18 protein-coding genes are annotated in these 18,890 nt (G+C 30.2%); 8 read left to right on the top strand and 10 right to left on the bottom strand.

Annotated elements, in window-relative coordinates; genetic code table 11:
* Positions 1–18: 18 nt before the first annotated feature.
* The 8 genes from XO08_RS04900 to XO08_RS04865 all read right to left on the bottom strand — a co-directional run bounded on the left by XO08_RS04900 (position 19) and on the right by XO08_RS04865 (position 7,507).
* On the bottom strand, positions 19–633 hold the full coding sequence (locus tag XO08_RS04900; RefSeq protein WP_077287445.1) for a hypothetical protein: 615 nt from the start codon (positions 631–633) through the stop codon (positions 19–21).
* A gap of 1 nt (position 634) precedes the next feature.
* Positions 635–1,054 (bottom strand): tetratricopeptide repeat protein, encoded by a 420-nt coding sequence (locus XO08_RS04895; protein WP_077287443.1) that lies wholly within the window; start codon positions 1,052–1,054, stop codon positions 635–637.
* Positions 1,029–2,516: a hypothetical protein gene (locus tag XO08_RS04890; protein ID WP_077287441.1), complete on the bottom strand. Its 1,488-nt coding sequence runs from the start codon at positions 2,514–2,516 to the stop codon at positions 1,029–1,031. Before XO08_RS04890 ends, XO08_RS04895 begins: the two co-directional genes overlap by 26 nt.
* Positions 2,513–3,115 (bottom strand): glycerol-3-phosphate 1-O-acyltransferase PlsY, encoded by a 603-nt coding sequence (gene plsY / locus XO08_RS04885; RefSeq protein ID WP_077287439.1) that lies wholly within the window; start codon positions 3,113–3,115, stop codon positions 2,513–2,515. The genes XO08_RS04890 and plsY overlap by 4 nt, the downstream gene beginning before the upstream one ends.
* Positions 3,112–3,903: a hypothetical protein gene (locus XO08_RS04880; RefSeq protein ID WP_077287437.1), complete on the bottom strand. Its 792-nt coding sequence runs from the start codon at positions 3,901–3,903 to the stop codon at positions 3,112–3,114. The genes plsY and XO08_RS04880 overlap by 4 nt, the downstream gene beginning before the upstream one ends.
* Positions 3,904–3,993: 90 nt before the next feature.
* A complete protein-coding gene (locus XO08_RS04875) occupies positions 3,994–5,358 on the bottom strand; it encodes a glycosyltransferase family 4 protein (RefSeq protein WP_075665911.1) in 1,365 nt (454 codons plus the stop codon).
* 4 nt (positions 5,359–5,362) lie between these two features.
* On the bottom strand, positions 5,363–6,430 hold the full coding sequence (wecB, locus tag XO08_RS04870; RefSeq protein WP_075665910.1) for a non-hydrolyzing UDP-N-acetylglucosamine 2-epimerase: 1,068 nt from the start codon (positions 6,428–6,430) through the stop codon (positions 5,363–5,365).
* A 6-nt stretch (positions 6,431–6,436) separates the two neighbouring features.
* Positions 6,437–7,507, bottom strand: a complete 1,071-nt coding sequence (locus XO08_RS04865) for a sugar MFS transporter (RefSeq protein ID WP_075665909.1) — start codon at positions 7,505–7,507, stop codon at positions 6,437–6,439.
* A gap of 166 nt (positions 7,508–7,673) precedes the next feature.
* On the opposite strand from XO08_RS04865, the gene XO08_RS04860 reads away from it, so the two are divergent.
* From XO08_RS04860 to XO08_RS04825, 8 genes are all read left to right on the top strand, one after another.
* Positions 7,674–8,921 carry an ABC transporter substrate-binding protein gene (locus XO08_RS04860; RefSeq protein ID WP_077287435.1) on the top strand — a complete coding sequence of 416 codons (1,248 nt, stop codon included), beginning with the start codon at positions 7,674–7,676 and terminating at the stop codon, positions 8,919–8,921.
* Positions 8,922–8,957: 36 nt separating this feature from the next.
* Positions 8,958–9,878, top strand: coding sequence for a carbohydrate ABC transporter permease (locus XO08_RS04855; RefSeq protein ID WP_077287433.1), 921 nt, complete (start codon positions 8,958–8,960; stop codon positions 9,876–9,878).
* Positions 9,875–10,684, top strand: a complete 810-nt coding sequence (locus XO08_RS04850) for a carbohydrate ABC transporter permease (RefSeq protein ID WP_077287431.1) — start codon at positions 9,875–9,877, stop codon at positions 10,682–10,684. The genes XO08_RS04855 and XO08_RS04850 overlap by 4 nt, the downstream gene beginning before the upstream one ends.
* A 35-nt stretch (positions 10,685–10,719) precedes the next feature.
* Complete coding sequence (locus XO08_RS04845) at positions 10,720–12,288, top strand: sensor domain-containing diguanylate cyclase (RefSeq protein ID WP_077287429.1); 1,569 nt, start codon at positions 10,720–10,722, stop codon at positions 12,286–12,288.
* Positions 12,289–12,504: 216 nt separating this feature from the next.
* Complete coding sequence (wecB, locus tag XO08_RS04840; protein ID WP_075665904.1) at positions 12,505–13,566, top strand: non-hydrolyzing UDP-N-acetylglucosamine 2-epimerase; 1,062 nt, start codon at positions 12,505–12,507, stop codon at positions 13,564–13,566.
* A 43-nt stretch (positions 13,567–13,609) separates the two neighbouring features.
* On the top strand, positions 13,610–14,254 hold the full coding sequence (locus XO08_RS04835) for a metallophosphoesterase (RefSeq protein ID WP_075665903.1): 645 nt from the start codon (positions 13,610–13,612) through the stop codon (positions 14,252–14,254).
* A 15-nt stretch (positions 14,255–14,269) separates the two neighbouring features.
* Positions 14,270–15,469, top strand: a complete 1,200-nt coding sequence (locus XO08_RS04830) for a glycosyltransferase family 4 protein (RefSeq protein ID WP_075665902.1) — start codon at positions 14,270–14,272, stop codon at positions 15,467–15,469.
* A 1-nt stretch (position 15,470) separates the two neighbouring features.
* On the top strand, positions 15,471–16,640 hold the full coding sequence (locus XO08_RS04825; RefSeq protein WP_075665901.1) for a glycosyltransferase family 4 protein: 1,170 nt from the start codon (positions 15,471–15,473) through the stop codon (positions 16,638–16,640).
* On the opposite strand, the gene XO08_RS04820 is transcribed toward XO08_RS04825, so the two are convergent.
* Both XO08_RS04820 and XO08_RS04815 read right to left on the bottom strand, forming a co-directional pair.
* Positions 16,641–17,786, bottom strand: coding sequence for a glycosyltransferase (locus XO08_RS04820; RefSeq protein ID WP_077287427.1), 1,146 nt, complete (start codon positions 17,784–17,786; stop codon positions 16,641–16,643). It lies immediately after the preceding gene.
* A gap of 14 nt (positions 17,787–17,800) precedes the next feature.
* Positions 17,801–18,889, bottom strand: coding sequence for a glycosyltransferase (locus XO08_RS04815; protein ID WP_075665900.1), 1,089 nt, complete (start codon positions 18,887–18,889; stop codon positions 17,801–17,803).
* Position 18,890: the final 1 nt, after the last annotated feature.

Here is an 18,890-nt window from a genome sequence, read left to right as displayed (position 1 = left end):
AACGGTCCACCTCCAATTTTACTCTTTTTTCTTTCTGAAATTTACAACAAAACCAATAACCACTAACAACAAAAAAATCACCAAGAAAACAGAAGAATAAAGTGGAGTAGTTAAATCTCCATGGGAAATAAATTTCATTGCTACAACTGCCAAAGTTCCTGCACCTATCAAAACAGAGAGAATACCAATTACTTCAGAACTTTTTTTGTAGGTAACTATACCCCCTAATATCCCAAAAACCAAACCTGTTCCAATTGCAATATATGTTGGATCAAAATTAATATTTAAATTCAAATACTTTAAAACAATATCTGTAAGGTAATAACCCAAAATTCCCACTATACCAAAACCGAATATAAAGGTAATAGACTTATACAGCGCGTACAAAACTGCAGCGGTTATAATCCCAACAACTATCATGGCAATTTGATAATAATTTGAAAGTACTTCATTTAATTGCGGAACTTTTTCCACCACCACAGGGAAAATCATATTTATTCCCAGCAAGAAACCCAACACTGCTATGGCTATCTTTTCAACAAATTTTGCAGCAAAGAGTAAAAACACACCGGAAATTAACGAATAATACCAATATTCAAACAAGGGTTTCAAATAAAATTGCAAATTTTCCATTTTACCCCTCCTCGATATACTTTAATACTTCTTCCCTCACCTTTTCATCTTCCATCCTTTGATTTGCCCGCTTCTTATTTCCAACTGCCAAGTAACATAATGCAAGTTGCACATCCAAATCAAACTGTTTAAATCCCAATTTTTCCGCCTTTTCCATGCTAAATATAGCCATAGAGTAGTTATCTATCTCCATATACGCACAGCCCAGATTAAAATAACACTCGGCAAAATCAGGTTTTATCTCAATTGCTTTTTGATAGTATTCAATAGCCCTTGCAATTAACCCTTTCTTTCTATATATATTCCCCAAATTATTGTAAGCCTCTGGTATATTTTCTTTAATAAGTTCTTTATAAATCTTTTCTGCTTCATCTAGTTTCCCCATCTTAGTAAGTTCAATCGCCTTTAGAAGTTTCCTCACCAATAACCTCCTCCGTATATATAACTATATCACTGTACTTTTTATCGAACATTTCAAATTTAACTGCTACTCTAACAAGCGGAATAGGAAAGATTTTTGCGTAATTATACGTTAATTGCCACACGTATTTTCCCCTATTTTTAAAAGCTATTTTTGCACCACCTGTATATTTCCAATTTTTATCTTCATATAAAGTCTTTCCTAAGAATCTATCCGTTAAAAGATTTTTTGATGCTATATTAGTTGCATCTTTTGTTATGGTTTTTCCATTAATATCAATATATTCCCTTACATCTTCTTCGTATAAATTTAAAAACTCACTTGCAAGGTATATATCATTCCCAAAAAAATCTTCAACGGAAACATTCAAAGTTAAAGTTGCATCTGTAGTTTCAAAGTCTTTCACCTTCACAAAAACCGGTAAATCATCCTTTAAAAGATATCTCTTTACAACATCTTCTTTCCAATCAATAACAAAGAGATTTGGATAAGAATACTCTATAAACATCGGTGTTGAGTTAACTTCAAATTGTCTTCCATCTACGTAAATCTTGTTGCCAATAAAATATATTATCCTTCCTGCTGGGGTAACTTCAAAACTCCATATCCTTTCTTTTAAAGGTATTTCATCTTTCTTTTCAAATGTATACAAATCATAAACCAAAATTTTGCCGGAATATGCATCTAAAATATAGAGATTTTCGTAGTTAATCTCACAATCCAGTGTAATGGTGGGAATGGGTAACATCTTTTCTGTTTTTTTATCTCCAAACGCGTAAATCTTTGTTGCATCTACAACAATTATCCTTCCTGCTCTATCCACACCTGCAATAACAGGGGTTTTTAAATTAGAATACAAAAGTTCACCATTTTTGTAAATAGCATCATTTGATGATATATATAGATTTCCAAAACTATCCGTAGCTATACTCTTTGGAATAAAACTTAATTTTTTAATATCTACTATACTTCCATTTTTTATCTTAATTAATCTTTTATTTTCTTTATCTATTAAGTATATTATCTCTCCGTACACAGCAAGTCCAACAGGTGAGTAAAAATACTCGGTTAATCCTTCTTTTCCCATGTACTCTTCAACAAATTTAAAGTCATACCCATTAATTTCTACACTTTCTGGGTTGTTAAATATGCTTATTTTATTGTACAAATCCCTTATTTCTTCTATATTGGTAAAGGTCAATAAAGTTTCTAAATTTTCTTTAGCAATATCTACACGGTCATTGTAAATATCAACTTTCGCCTTAAAATACCAAAACCATGGAATTTCACGGGCGGAAATACTTCCCGTAATGGCATCATCCATTTTCTTGCTTGCAGCTTGAAAATCACCTTTTCCCCATAACTTTATGGCTTCACTTAAAAATTGCCTACTTTGCTCTTCGGTTAATATAGCAAAACAAGAAACTGTTAAGATTAAAAAAACAACAATTATTTTCTTCAATTTTTCTTCACCTTCCCAAAGAAATATCCAACTACATCGGTTTTTCTTTCATTTCCCTTTATTAATCTTTCAATATTTCCCCTATGTCTCAATATGGAAAAGAGGGAAAGTGCTAAAAAAATAGGCCAAAAGTCTTTTCCCATAATCCAAGTAAAAAGCGCACCACATGTTAAACCAACCATAGACGCAAGAGAAACGTATTTTGTTATAGAAACAATCAAAAGCCAAAAAACAAAAAATACAAGTCCACTCCATGGATAAATTGCCAAAAACACTCCAAATGTACTTGCCACACCTTTGCCACCTCTAAATTTCAAAAAGACAGAATAACAATGTCCGAAAACGGCCATAACCCCAGCAATTAGCATGGAATTTAAACCTAAATCTCCAACCAAAATAACCGCTAAATACGCCTTGAATATATCAAAAAAGAAAGCAAGTGCACCGTAAAATGCTCCTGCATTCCTCAATACGTTTGTACCTCCTACATTTCCACTTCCCGTTTTCCTTATATCTATTCCCTTTATTTTTGCAATAAAAAAACTGAAAGGGATCGCTCCTAAAAAGTAACCTATTAAAGCAGGATAAAGATACTTCACATTTTTGCCTCCTTAAAAATAAACAACGTAAGTTCTTTTTCCTTTTTTAGATAAATTATTCTGTATTTTCCATCTTCTAAACCTATATCTTTTATCAAAAGCAAAATAGGATCTTTTTCCCTTGAAATTATTTTACCATTCAAAATCTCTATTACTATTGCACTCCCTATTTTTTTTATCTTTTCAAATTCCTGCCTGAATTTTTCAAAATTCTCTATTTTTAAAAACTTAGTAACTTTTCTTTTTTCTATATTAAGCTTTACGTAGTACAAATTTATCTCATGTTCCCTCTGTTTTATAAATGTATCAAATGCCTCAGGATCATAAAACACTAATACGTGATACTCAAACATACCTTTTCCCTGAGGAATCTTCCATCTTGCAATTACCTTTGAACTTGAAACAAAATTATCAACTACAACACTTGCATCTTGGTAATATCCAAATGTTCCCCTTATTCCAGATACTTTCTCCCTTAAGTTCACATCGGAACTTACCTTTGCACCCAAAAATGCAGAAAGTTCTTGTCTTGCCTTATTCGTTGCTTGAGAAAATGCCTCATTTTCCTTTTTTTGAAAAGATACAACACTTCCCTCAAATACGAAAAGCTTTTCTTTTTCGTACAATTGTTTAATTCTCTTTGCAACTGAAAGATCTTTTTCCACGATTATTGCATTAAACGGTAAAACCCTTAGTGTAACACCGTCAAAATCCAGAATTTTTTCTTTTGGAAAAAGCAAAATAACTGACACTAACAATATCGAAATAACAATTATAATTTTCTCCACACCTTTACCTCCTGGAATAAATTATATCATTATTATAATCACAATTTCACAATAAATGATGCTACTTGCAAAAATCAAAAGTATTTTAGCTTAAATTCCTTGTATAATCGATTTTATCTTTTGAATTTGATTTTTAAGTGAATACTTCTTAATAAACTTTCTATATTCATCTGAAGTATAGTCACCATTTGTTATCATATCCACTGCCTCATCTACTGTATTAAACAAGTATTTTTTTGGGTAAAACTCTTCTGCTATGTAAAAATTGTGTATTACAGGCTTTATACCTTTGGCCATAGCCTCCATTATCGCTATACCATAACCTTCGTGTATGCTAGTTGAAAGAAACACATCCTTATCTTCCAACCATTCGTCTGTATCGTCTACCCATCCATCAAAGACAAAATTTTCTATTATACCCATCTTTTTCAATATGTAATTTATATACCTCCACATCCTATCATCCTGTATCTGACCCGCCCAATAAAGTTTATATTTTTTATCCTTATCCACCAATTTCTTTAGAATCTGGACAGCTAATATGGGATTTTTCTTGTAGTTGAAAAATCCAAGAAAACCTATGTTGTAACCTTTTTCACGTACTTTGTATTTGTATTTTTCAAGGTTTATCCCATTCGGAACAAAGTGAATCGGAATAGTTTGTATAATTGGCTGGTTTTCCACAGCCGTTTTCATAACATTTTTCGCAACAAATATCAAATCATTAACATTATTCCAATTTATCTTTAAAAGAAAATCTTTTCTCAACGACTCATATCCATGAAGTCTTAAAACAACACGCTTTCCCTTAATTTCAGGATAATTTGTAGCTATAACAGCAACTTCATTTGCCCATTCAAGCCATACAATATCTGCCCAATTAATCGCATCTTTTATTTCTTTTTCAGTTTTAACTACCCTACGCTGCACCCAATATTGATCAGATAATTCATGTACTATATCATCTATAAAATTATCAAATCCCTTCGCACACACTATTGCAAGCTTTTTTTGCAATTTTACTTTCTCCATTCTTTCCGTTAATAAGTCAAGCTTTTCTCTCAATAGATGTGCTTTTTCTTGAGGTGCTATCGCTATTGCTTTCTTTAAACTCTCATATGCACTCTCAAAAAAACCTTCAAACGTATAAATATTCGATAACATATCGTAAACATCCCACGTAGGATACATTTTTAAAAGCATTAACACGTAATCTTTTGCTTTAACATATTTTCCAAGTTGAATGTATATTTCAGAAAGATTAAAAAGCGCATCTATGTTATTTTGGTCCAAATAGAGTGCCCTTTTAAAGTTTGAAATGGCCTTATTTCTTTTTCCAAGGTTATAATACGCAACCCCCAAAATATTGAAATCTTTCGCACTTTTTGCACCTTTTTCCAAAAATTCTACAACTTTTTTAAATTCTCCATTTAAAATAAATCTTTCTAAATTCATAATTTCACTCCAAAATGTAAGATATTATTCTTTCAGATGCCTTTCCGTCACCAAACGGATTCTTCCCATCTAATTTTTCTTCAATTCCTTTGATCAACGCTTTATACACTCCCTCTTCAGATGTCCCTGCCAATATTCCATAACCTTCTCTTATAAGCTCTGGCCTTTCAGTTGTATTTCTACAAACAACCACAAATTTTCCAAAACTTGGTGCCTCTTCTTGTACCCCACCACTGTCAGATGCAACAATTGCAGCACTAGATAAGAGGCTTAAAAATTCAACGTAATTTACCGGGTCTATTAATAAGGCATTTTCAAAACCTTCCAATTCTTCAAAAACTACTTTTCTTACTTTAGGATTTAAATGCACGGGAAATACTATTTTTTTACCCGTTTCCTTTGAAAATCTCTTTATCCCTTTCAAAATGTTTGACATTTTCTCTCCCCAATTTTCTCTTCTATGTAGAGTCACAAGAATATAATCCTCTTCTTTTACTATACTTTCTCTAATAACTTTTAGATCAAATTTATCCCTTATGTAAAATAGTGCATCTACCACCGTATTACCCGTAATTACAATTCTTTTCTCCTCATGTCCCTCTTTTTTTAAATTTTCACATGACATTTTTGTAGGTGCAAACATTAAATCAGATACTTGATCAATCACACGCCTATTCATTTCCTCTGGAAACGGATCCTTTAAATTACCACTTCTTAAACCCGCCTCAATATGACCTACCTTTACCCCTCTATTAAATGCACAAAGCGCACTTGTCATAGCGGTGGTGGTATCTCCTTGAACAAATAACCAGTCAAATCTTTCTTTTTGTATTATTTCATCTAACTTTAAAAACACAGCCGATGATATATGGTTTAAAGATTGATTTTTTTTCATAATGTTCATATCATAATCGGGGGAAATCCCAAAAACACCTAACATCATATCCATCATTTCTCTATGTTGCGCAGTTGCAATCATCTTTACATCTATTCCCATTTCTTTTGCCTTCAAGTAAACCGTTGCTACCTTTATAACCTCAGGTCTTGTTCCAAAAACTATGGCTAATTTCACTTTTTATCACCCTTTAAGCTGTATTATAGCAACAACTAAAAGACCAAAAACAGGTAAAACAAACATACTACTAATACTATAGTTTGAAATATACCCCATTAATGAAACAAATAAAAGTGAACCTATACCCGTTGTGGCATATGTAACACCATTTAAAAAACCTACTTCTTCTTTTTGTAAACTCATATTTGCCCTTCTCTGTATAAGAGGAAAAATACATCCCATTGAAAATCCAAACAAGAAAAAGAAAAAGTACATTTTAAACAACAATGTAAATAAAAGAAAAAGCGCAGAAAAAACGGAAAACAAAGAAATCAATTTCCTCTCATTAAATAGTTTCAGAAAAAATTCCATCATAAATCTTGATAGCGTAAACAAAAACCAAAATATACCCAAAAATAACGATGCTTTTTCTTTCGAATATCCAAAACTTAAAAACAAGTTAGATGCCCATGTTACCGTACTTATCTCACTCCCCGCATAAACCAAAAAAGATAATATAGAAATCAAAAATATAGGTTTAAAAATTGTCTTAGTTACTGTAGTTTCCCTTTGTAAAAAGGGGATTTCTTTAAGAAAATTCCAAATAAATAATAAAATAACAAGTAAAGAATACAATATGTACAAGAAGCGATATGAAATATTAAATCTTAATAACATTGAAATTATAATAGGCGAAAGTATTCCACCAAGTCCGAAAAAACCATGTAGAAAACCAAATTTTGGATTTTCCAAATGTGTTAAAAGAGTAGTAGAAGTTGTAAATAAAATAGAATTTCCCGCCCCAAGCAAAAAAAATGAAAATAAAGACATTTCCAAACTTTTAAAAAAAGCTAACGAAACCAAAGAAAAGAAAACAAAACCGTAAGATATTATATTTAACCTTTTTATACCGATTTTATTTATTAAAAAAGACGAAACAAACGAAAAAGTAATACTTCCAATTGTATTTAAAACTGGAATAAACGACGACAAAAAAATGGAGATACCGAATTTTTCCTGAAATATCGGCATCAAAGGAGCTATAGATGTAGCAATTAGCGCCGCCACAAAAATATTAAAAAATATGAAAGCCACAATATCCCTCCTTTACATTATTTTACCATAAAATTATTTTTACTAAATACCACTAACTATATTCAATTAATACCAAAAATTAAACAAATTCTTCTTTTTACACCAGAATTACTTTTTGACACTGAATGTTAAAATAAACTTAAGACACTAAAAAGGAGGTGGAAGTATGAAAAAATTTGTTATATTATTTTTATCGATTTTATTATCTTTAAGTGTATTTTCACAAGAAAATATCTTAGAAGTATTTAGCTGGTGGACAGGCGGAGGAGAAGCTGAAGGGTTACAGGCTTTATTTAACCTTTTCCACAAATATTACCCAGATATAAAAATAATAAACGCTGCAGTTGCAGGGGGCGCTGGTACAAATGCAAAAGCAGTTCTTAAAACAAGAATGCTCGGTAAAAACCCTCCTGATTCTTTCCAAGTACACGCCGGTATGGAGCTTACAGATACATATGTAATCCCAGGCCTTATGGAACCAATAACTTGGATTTTAAAGGAGATAGGCGCATACGACAAATTCCCAAAAGATTTAATAGACATTGTAAGCTACAAAGGAGAAATATATTCTGTTCCAGTAAATGTCCACAGAGCAAATGTTGTATTTTACAACAAAGAAATTGCCAAAAAAATCGGTATGAAAAAAGTACCTACAACCTGGCCTGAATTATTGGCATATCTTGACAAAGCGCAAAAAATGGGATACGTTGGAATCTCATTGGGAGATAAGAACAAATGGACGTCCCTTCACTTATTTGAAAGTATTATGTTATCACAACTTGGTCCTGAAAAGTACAATAACTTGTGGAAGGGAAAAGCATCATTCAACGATCCAGACATAAAACAAGCCTTGTTAATATTTAAAGACGTACTAAAATACGTAAACTCAGATCACTCCGCGTTAACATGGCAAGACGCCACAAGGATGCTCTTTGAAGGAAAAGCTTTCTGTAATATGATGGGAGACTGGGCCGAAGGCTATCTTAAAACATTGAATTGGAAACCAGGTGAGGATTTTGGATGGTTTGCACTTCCGGGCACTCAAAATGCATTTATGCTCGTTTCCGACACATTTGGTCTTCCAAAAAATGCACCACACAGAGAAAATGCAATTAAATGGATAAAATTACTCGCATCCGTTGAAGCACAAGATACTTTCAATCCTATTAAAGGCTCTATCCCAGCAAGAATTGATGCAGATAAATCAAAGTACGATGTTTATCTAAAATGGTCTATGGATGATTTTTCAACGAAGGCAATTACACCTTCCATTATTCATGGTTCTGCTGCTCCTGAGGCTTTCGTAACAGCATTAATGGATGCTATTAATATCTTTGTAACCAAGCAAAATGTCGAAAAAACCTTTAAAGAAATTTTGTGGATAGCAGAAGATAATGGATACGTAACAGATTAACGGGGCATAAAGCCCCGCTTTTTCGAGGTGAAAGTCGTGAAAAAGAAAAACTTACTAATTGGCATTTTTGTTATTTTGCCTTCTATTATCGCCATAGCGATTTTCGTATATGGTTTTATTAGTTGGACTGCTAGAACTTCTTTTTCAAATTGGAATAGTTTTTCCGCACTACTAAGAGGTCAATACAAATTTGTAGGACTTAGAAATTACATAAGACTATTTCAAGATAGCAGGTTTCAAACGGATTTATGGAATACATTGTTTTTTACAATATTTTTTCTCTTTGGTACAATAAGTCTTGGTATAATCATGGCCATACTGGTAGATAAAGGGCTTAAAGGTTCTAGATGGTTCCAAAATCTATTTTTATTTCCAATGGCTATTTCATTTGTTGTTACCGGAACGGTTTGGAGTTGGATTTTTGCACCTGGAAATATCCCATCAAATCCCCAAGGGTTAAACCTTCTCTTACACAAATTGGGACTTGATAAATTAATGTGGGGATGGTATACAAGCACTCAAACTATAGGTAAATTTAACGTTGCGTTAATTCCAGTGATAATAGCTGCAATGTGGCAACTTTCTGGATATACAATGGCCATGTACCTTGCGGGATTAAGAGGTATTCCAAACGATATTATAGAAGCTGCAAAGGTAGATGGTGCATCAGAGTGGAAAATCTTCTGGAAAGTTAAAATGCCTCTTTTAACACCAATTACACTCAGTGCTTTTATTATTCTTGGACATATATCCCTTAAAATATTTGATCTAGTGTTTGCCATGACAGGAAGTGGCCCTAATTTTGTCACAGACGTTCCTGCAATTTATATGTTTGAACTTACGTTTAGAAGTAACCGATACGCATTGGGCTCTGCAATAGCAATAATAATGCTCTTATTTGTAGCACTGGTTATTATTCCATACCTTGCTACAAACTTGCGAGGTGAAAAAAGATGAAAAAGTTCTTCTCATATTTTTTCCTAGTAATTATCGCAATTTACATAATAACACCACTTTACGTTCTACTTGCCACTACATTTAAACCACTTAATGAAATAGGCATTTCCGATATGTGGAAATTACCGCGACATTGGTCATTAAGAGGAATAATAAAGGCTTTTCAAAAGTTGTTACCTAATTTAAAAAACAGTTTCTATCTTACTATACCTGCAACTATAATATCCGCGTTTATCGGTTCGATAAATGGATATGTGTTTTCAAAAGTTAGATTTAAAGGGGCAAATATAGTATTTGCACTTATATTATTTGGAATGTTTATTCCATATCAAAGCGTGTTATTTCCTCTAATTCGTTTCTTGCAAAAAATCAATCTCTATGGAACAATTACAGGACTTATAATAGTCCACATAGTATACGGTATTCCCATTACTACATTAATATTTAGAAATTATTATAGCGAAGTTCCAAACGAACTAGTAGAAGCTGCATACATGGATGGTGCAGGATTTTTTAAAACTTATTCAAAAGTACTTTTTCCTATTTCAATTCCAGCATTTGTTGTAGTAATAATCTGGCAATTTACCAGTATATGGAATGAATTTCTCTTTGCAGTAACAGTCACAAGCAATCCCGCAAAGCAACCTATTACCGTAGCATTAATTAACTTAGCTGGAAGTCAAGTAGTAGAATGGAATGTGCAAATGGCTGGTGCAATAATCACGGCACTTCCTACCATAATCATATACGTATTACTAGGAAAATATTTTATCCGTGGTTTACTTGCAGGCTCTGTTAAAGGATGATATAATTAGAAAAAATTTATATAAAGGGGATAAAAATGTCGAAAAGTATAAAAAGGGACTTTTTCTTTTTTTCCGTTATTTTAAGCATTATTATAACATTAATTTTTGGAATATTCATTGTTATCATTCTGTTTGATTCGGAATTTTCCTATACAAAGAGAATAATAATGCAAAAAAATAGTGCAATTTCAAATTACATCGAAGGTTATTTTCAAAAATTTTTAATTTTATTAAATACATTGAGTGAAATCGATGAAATAAAATATCCAAAAGACGATATATCTAAAAAAAAGGTACAATATTTATACAAAAAAGTACAAGAAGAAGATAAGAATATAAATTACATATATTCTGGTTATTCAGATGGCAGCCTAATCATAAATGGTTATACTCCACCTATAGGATTTGATCCAAGAATAAGGCCTTGGTATGTGGAAGCTGTTATCAACGCTCCAAATACTTCAAAAGGAATACCATATAAAGAGATAAAAACAGGTGAATGGTTGATATCCATTAGTAAAGCATTATATCACAACAAAAAGATCTCTGGAGTAATATCAATAGATACCAACTTAGACCAAATAAATCAACTTATAAATAAAAAAGATGAAAAATTCAAAAGTCTGTATAGCTATATAATTAAAGATGGAATAATTATTTTCCATCCAAAAAAATCTCTTCTTTTTAAAAAGTTTAATGATTTAACAAATAAGGACATAAAATTCTCATATGCATTTGGAAATTTCGAATATAAATTCAAAAACCAAAATAAAATGGCCTATTACACAAATCTCCCAACCGTAGGTTGGACTGTTATTACTGCTGTTGATAAAAGAGAAATTCTTCTAAAAATTTTCTTAAAAATTCTTTTTGCATTTTCTTTTGTAATAATAACATCTATATTCATGGGAATGTGGATAAGTTCTATTGCAAGAAAAAAGATTATCAACCCACTTATCTCTTTAAAAGAAAACGTTATTAATATAACAAATAATAGAAAACTAAAAAAAACAGATTATCCAAATAACGAAATAGGAATTATCGCAAACGAAATTGAAAAGATAACACAAACTGAACTTTACAAGAAAAATATAGAACTTTCACAGCTAAACGAAAAACTTAAAGAATTATCAATTAAAGACAAACTAACAGGGTTATATAACAGACATAAAACAGACGAAGAATTAAATAGAGTATACTATAATTTCCAAAAATATGGAAAAACTTTTTCTATTCTGCTGATAGATATAGATAAATTCAAGAATATCAACGATACATATGGTCACCTTGTTGGAGACAAAGTTTTAGAAAAACTTGCAAATATATTCAAAAATACATTAAGAAAAACCGATATACCATCTAGATGGGGAGGAGAGGAATTTTTAATAATTCTTCCAGAAACAGACTTACAAGGCGCTTATAATATAGCAGAAAAATTGAGAAAAAAAGTGGAAAATACGGAATTTCCGGAAAACATTAAGCTTACAATAAGTATAGGTGTGGGAAATATAAACGAATACAACACAATTAAAGAGCTTTTAAATGAAACAGATAATAAGCTATACACGGCCAAAAAACAAGGAAGAAATAAAACTATAAAATAGGATAGTTCAAATTCTCGTTTGTTGTTTAAAACTTTTATGCTTTTTCTTTTCCATATCTTCTCTGTACATAGGCTTATTTTTTATTTGCGTCTCTTTAAGATTTTGCATACTTCTTTACTCATATTCTGGTATCCTTTCTTTTCTCAATGTCCTCTTTTTAAACCAAAAATAAAGATATGATATAATTTTTCTAGCACAGTAGAAAGGAGAATTGCTATGAAAATAATCTCATTAGTTGGAGCAAGACCACAGTTTATAAAAGAAGCAATTATACACAAAGAATTGAAAAAGTATAAAATAAAGGAAATATTAGTTCACTCTGGACAACATTACGATTTTAATATGTCAGATGTTTTTTTTAAAGAATTAGATATTAAAAATCCAGATTATTACTTAAATGTAGGTTCTGGAAATCATGGAGAAATGACGGGAAAAATAATGATTGAATTTGAAAAAGTGGTTATCAATGAAAAACCAGACGTTATCCTTGTTTATGGAGATACTAATACTACACTTGCAGGAGCAATAGTAGGTGCAAAATTAAAAATACCTATAGCACATATTGAAGCAGGTATAAGACAAGAACCAAAGGATATGCCTGAAGAAATCAACAGAGTATTGACCGATAGAATATCGAAATACTTATTTTGTCCAAGTAAACTTGCAGTTGAAAACTTAAAAAAAGAAAACATAACAAACGGTGTTCATTTTGTTGGGGATATTATGTACGATTTGTACAAAATAATGGAACCAAAATTTAAAGATGAAATACTTAACGAACTGAAACTAAAAGAAAGCGAATTCATTGTTTTAACACTTCACAGAGATTTTAATGTTGATAACAGAGAAAAACTAAAAAAAATACTTGAAAGTTTAAACAAAATAGCAAAAGAAAGACAAATAATCTTTCCTATACATCCGCGGACAAAAAAAAGAATTGTCGAGTTTGGTCTTGGAAATTATTTAGAAAATATAACAATTATCCAACCGTTAGATTATCTAAATTTAATGGGTCTAGTAAAAAATTCATGGAAGATAATAACCGACAGTGGAGGATTGCAGAAAGAAGCTTATTTTGCAAAAAAGCAAGCAATAGTCTTAATGCCTGATACAGGCTGGCGAGAGTTAGTAGAACTTGGCTGGAACAAACTTGCAAACGAAAATAACTTGTATGAAAAAACATTTGAAGAAACAAAAACGATTTATCCAAAAGATATATATGGTACTGGAAACTCAAGAAAAGACATTTTAAAAATCCTTTTTGATAATCAAAGTTAATGAAAATACATTTAAAGAGATATATTACAAAAGAGGGAATATTATGAATATACTTCTCACAGCAGATATACACGGCTCATATCTAGCCGTAGAAAAACTAAAGATAATCGGGAAATGTTTTGACTTAACAATAGTTTGTGGTGACATAACACCCAAAATTGTTAATTACGGAGAAGACAGAAAAAAAGTCCAGAAAGAATGGTTTGAAAATGTATTTTTACCCCTTATGAATGAAATCAACGGATATTTTATTTTGGGAAACGATGATCTTTTTGATTACAATGGAGAAAGAATGCTAAGGGGAAAAATGAAATTAAACGGATTAAATATTTTTGCTTACGACAAAGTTCCTCCAACAAGTTTTGGAACATACAGAGAAGTATCAGAAGAAACCATATGGGAAGATTTAAGAGAGGTTGATACAGAAGAACCTTTCATTTTTATAACGCATGCTCCGCCACATGGAATACTAGATAATGCACGTGGGAAAAACTTTGGAAGTATTGCTATTAAAAATTTTGTTTTATGGAAAAAACCTATCCTTCACTGCTTTGGGCATATTCATGAATCCTTTGGAAAATTTGAAAATGACCATACTGTTTTTGTAAATGCCGCATTTGAAAAAGAATTTAGATTTTATGTTGTAACTATCAAGGAAAACTACAAAATTGAAGCTTTTGAGCTTTAAAGAGGATGTGATAGAATGAACATTCTAATATTAAACCATTATGCAAGTATACCAGAATTTAGCGGCGCCGAAACAAGACATTTTGAACTTGCAAAGCGATTAAAAAATCACAATGTAACAATTGCTGTTGGAAGTTATTCACACCTTTTAAAGAAAGATTGGTATACATTAAAAGGTGGTGATTTTTCCAAAGAAGGTGTTTCGTTTAAGGTTATTAAAACTAGAAAATATAAAGGAAATGGTGTAGAAAGATTCTTATCTTCATATGACTACTATCAAAACGGATTAAAAAGGATATCTTCTGAAAAATATGACGTTATAATTGCATCATCTCCTCACCCTTTTTCTTGGAAATTGGGATATGTTTTATCAAAAAAATTTAACGCAAAATTCTTTGTTGAAATCCGAGATGTTTGGCCAGATGATCTTATCTCATCAGGACTTATTTCCAAAAAACATCCTATATCAATTTTGTTTAGATATATGGCAAAAAAATATTACAAAAAAGCAGATGGAATAATCTCGCTTGTTCCCTTTATCAACGAACATATTAGAAGTTTAAAAATAAACAAAAAAATACCCATTGAAATAATCCCAAATGGGACTTCGGTTTACTTATTTGAAAATCCTAAAAAGTGTAAAGAAGTTGATAAGTTATTTTCAAATATCAAAGAGCATACCATAAAAATTGTATACACTGGTTCACATGGCCCTTCAAATAATCTTGAATTTGTCATCAAATGTATAAAAAAACTCGAAAAAGATATAAAGAAAAAATTCTCCTTTATCTTTGTCGGTAGCGGTTCAGAAAAATCAAAACTGATAAAATTAGCTGGCAAAGAAAAAAATATTCATTTCTTTGAACCTATTCCGAAAAAATGTATCCCCTATCTATTAAAAACCAAAAGCGACATTCTACTTTTTTCATTAAAATCGTTTGACAATATAAAATACCCTGCGTATAGTTCTAACAAATTACTGGACTATATGGCAAGTGGAAAACCAATTTTGAGCATTAACCAAGAGAATTTATTTTTAAAGCAATCAGGAGGAGCAATATTTTTTGACAATTGCGAATCATTCAAGAGCGCATTAAAAAACTTTGAAAACTACAACTTAAAAGCTTTCGGTAAACAAAACATTGAATATATAAAAAAATACAGAGACTGGGATGTATTGGCAAATAGATTTGAAAAGTTTTTAACGGGAGGATAATATGAAAAAAATATACATATTAACCAATTCATATCCAGAAAAATACGAAACATTCAATTCTCAGGAAATGGAATTTGCACTAAAAAACTTCGACAATATAAAAATTTTGAGTTTTTCAAAAACTAAAAACCATATCCAAAATGTAATTTATCTTAACATTTCCCAAGGAATTTTGGAATTTTTATTTCCCAAAAATAAATCTCGACAAAAATATCTTAAAAGCTTAAAATACGTTTTTGACAAGAATCCAAAAGAATTTCTAAGAAATCTATATTCCTATTTTATGGCATTAAGTATATTGAGAAATGTTAAATTAGAAAAATCAGAATTAATTTTTTCATATTGGCTTTCTAGAGCCACAATAATAGCGTACTATATCAACATACTAAATGGAAATAACTTCATTTGCCAAGGACATGGTTCCGATATCTACATCTATCCTCCACAAAAAAAAATATTGGAAAAAGCAAAATTTATACTTACCGTTTCAGAAAAAAACAGGAAGTTTCTGATAAAAAAATACTCCCTAATTCCAGAAAAAGTTAAAGTTTTTAGATTAGGAGTTAGTATTAATTTTTATAATAAATTGGAAAATCAAAAAAAAACAAAGAAAAACTCAAATATAAAACAATTTTTGTCAATTTCTGGCTATACACCAGTAAAGGGAATTGATATATTACTCAAAGCAATATATAACCTCGTATACAAAAAGAATATTAAAAATGTGCGTTTTAAAATATTTGGTAAGGGAAAACATTATAGAAAATATTTAAAATCTATAAAAAAATACAAACTAGAAAAGTTTGTCGAGTTAAACCCATGGTTAACTAGGAACAAAATACCACGAGAGCTTTTAAATGCTGATTGTTTTATACTTCCAAGCAGAAGTGAAGGATTACCGGTTGCACTAATGGAAGCTTGTGCTGCATCTCTTCCTATAATAGCCACAGATGTTGGAGGGGTAAGTGAAATAGCTGTAGATAACTACAACGCCATCTTAGTTAAGAATTTAACACCAGAATCTTTAAGTATTGCTATTGAAACATTCTTAAATTTAAACCAAAATAAAATTAACAAAATGAAGAAAAAATCAAAAGAACTATACTTAAAACATTATATTCTTGAAAAAAATCTTGAAGAAAAATATAAATTTCTTCAAGAGTTTGTTTAACTATTTTATTTCTTTTAATAATTTTCCCATTTTATTATTCCAACTTAAATGTTCTTCAGCATATTTTCTCATAAACAGGCTATAGTTTTTACTTTTAATCCTTTCATAAAACTTTAATATTTCTTCTATCTCTATTGGGGTTTCGTCGGATGGAAATTTTAACATAAATTCAAATTCTTTATCAAAGTCTTCATCATATGACGAAATGATAAAAGGTATCCCCCTTGCACAATACTCTCTTACCTTCAAAACACTGGATTTTAAAAGTCCTATTCTATGTAATCCCAACGAACCTACTGCTACATCACTAATATCATACAAATTATCTAATTCATCCCCTGTTTTAAATCCATGAAATATAACGTATGAATTTAACTTTTTTTCTTCTGTTAATTTTTTTAAATTATTAAGTTCTTTTCCTTCTCCTACAACATGAAAGATAACTTTTATTTTCGGATCATTTTTGTAATATTCATAAAGACCGTTTATTACCCTATCATATCCATGCCATAATGAAACATTTGCCACACCTATTAAATGAAACTCGCCATCTTTTTTTATGTTCTTTTTCAATTTATATTTTTTGACATCTATTCCATTTGTTATTCTAATTGCTCTCACTCCATATATTTTCTCAATATCGGCTGTAGTTACAACTAAATTTATATTTTTTCCAACAAATCTATTAAATATATTATCAATTATCAAATTAATCTTTGAAAGTTCTTTTTTGTAAGGATATGTAGGGACATCTAAAATAACAAATTTTGTTAATTTTTTTAATTGCTTTATAAACTTTACCGAAAAATAATTCCAAGGAAGAAGATTTCTAACGTATGCAAATTCAATTTTTTCACTTTCCATATATTTTATTAAAACATTAAAAATATAGTTCAACCTACGAACAAACTTTAACTTTCTTAAGATAATATTTTCTTCCCTTTTCAAAACATCTCTATAACCAAATTCATATATTTTTTTCATTTCTCCCTTATTTCTGATATACAAAGAATTATTTTTCACTATTAACTCATGAACATTAAAACCATTATTTTCGAAAGCTTCACATTGTTGCCTTATCTTCATAGAAGGTCCAATTGCTGAAGCATCATCTCTAATGTCAAGAGCTATAAATATTAACTCCATATCAACCCTCCATTTTATTTAGTAACAAAATTAACAAAATTTTCCTCTTTTTCTTTATCCCAAACATATAACTTTTTATACTTTTCTATATTTTTCAAAATAACCTCATAATTTTCATATGCATTAACTATTTTATCCACGGACTTTTCCACATTTTCCGGATTTATTATTACTCCTAAACCATGTTTTTCTACTTCCTTAGACATTGATATAAACCTCTCATTTACGATAACTGGTGTATTCGCCGCTATAGAGTCAAAAAATTTGTGAGGAAAAGAATACTGATAATTCTTTGTTTCACTCCCAAACGATTTGTATGAAATTAAAGAAAATGAAGCCATTGATAATTCTTTCATCATCTTTTCATAAGGTAAAAACGACGTATACTCATGTGGAATATCTTTAAAATATTCTGAATCCATACCTATAATTTTAAAACTAAAACCGAACGAAAATAGTTTCTTTATTATCTCTTTTTCAAATCTAATGTTTCTTGGTGTTTTACCAACAAATGCTATCTCTTTTGCTTTTTTTGATTTTAACAAAATATTAGCATAGTTTGGTACTATCAAATAGGGTTTTTTAACATCTGTTTTTTTAAACATGTCCAATTGCATTTCTTTAGATACAAAAATCAATTTATCAGACAAAAAAAATTGTTTTCTCAAAATATACCACATAAAATTCTCTTTTAAAGTTTTTTTTATCCCTTTGAAATTTTTAAGGTGATTTTCTGGATGATATTCATGTACATCATATACTACTGTCTTACCCTTCCTTTTTGCTATTTTAAAAGCCTTTAAAGGAAACATAACTAAAAAATAGTGAAGATATAATATATCATACTCTACATTTTTTATAAGGTTTATTATTTTTTTATCAAATTTAACTAAATTCTTGATATTTCCAAACCTTGTTCTCCGCCCAAGTGTATTTGAAATTTTCAAAGGAATATAAGTTATATTGTTCTTTCTATAACTTTTCTCTTTATTAGTTGAAAGATACTGATAAATAACTTCGTGTTTTCTTGATAATAATTCAACTGTTTTAAAAACTCTTTTATCATCTTTTACATGAGTATATCCTATAATAAAAATCTTCACT

It is taken from the genome of Thermosipho sp. 1074 (assembly GCF_001999655.1).
In the GTDB taxonomy this organism is placed as follows: Bacteria; Thermotogota; Thermotogae; order Thermotogales; family Fervidobacteriaceae; genus Thermosipho; species Thermosipho affectus.
The sequence above is the reverse complement of the archived record's forward strand: the minus strand, read 5'-3'. Positions and strand labels throughout refer to the sequence as shown.

Coding starts and splice junctions, on each gene's coding strand:
- XO08_RS04900 (WP_077287445.1), bottom strand. CDS start 633: ATGGAAAATTTGCAATTTTATTTGAAACCCTTGTTTGAATATTGGTAT.
- XO08_RS04875 (WP_075665911.1), bottom strand. CDS start 5,358: ATGAATTTAGAAAGATTTATTTTAAATGGAGAATTTAAAAAAGTTGTA.
- XO08_RS04860 (WP_077287435.1), top strand. CDS start 7,674: ATGAAAAAATTTGTTATATTATTTTTATCGATTTTATTATCTTTAAGT.
- XO08_RS04850 (WP_077287431.1), top strand. CDS start 9,875: ATGAAAAAGTTCTTCTCATATTTTTTCCTAGTAATTATCGCAATTTAC.
- XO08_RS04845 (WP_077287429.1), top strand. CDS start 10,720: ATGTCGAAAAGTATAAAAAGGGACTTTTTCTTTTTTTCCGTTATTTTA.
- wecB (WP_075665904.1), top strand. CDS start 12,505: ATGAAAATAATCTCATTAGTTGGAGCAAGACCACAGTTTATAAAAGAA.
- XO08_RS04835 (WP_075665903.1), top strand. CDS start 13,610: ATGAATATACTTCTCACAGCAGATATACACGGCTCATATCTAGCCGTA.
- XO08_RS04830 (WP_075665902.1), top strand. CDS start 14,270: ATGAACATTCTAATATTAAACCATTATGCAAGTATACCAGAATTTAGC.
- XO08_RS04825 (WP_075665901.1), top strand. CDS start 15,471: ATGAAAAAAATATACATATTAACCAATTCATATCCAGAAAAATACGAA.
- XO08_RS04820 (WP_077287427.1), bottom strand. CDS start 17,786: ATGGAGTTAATATTTATAGCTCTTGACATTAGAGATGATGCTTCAGCA.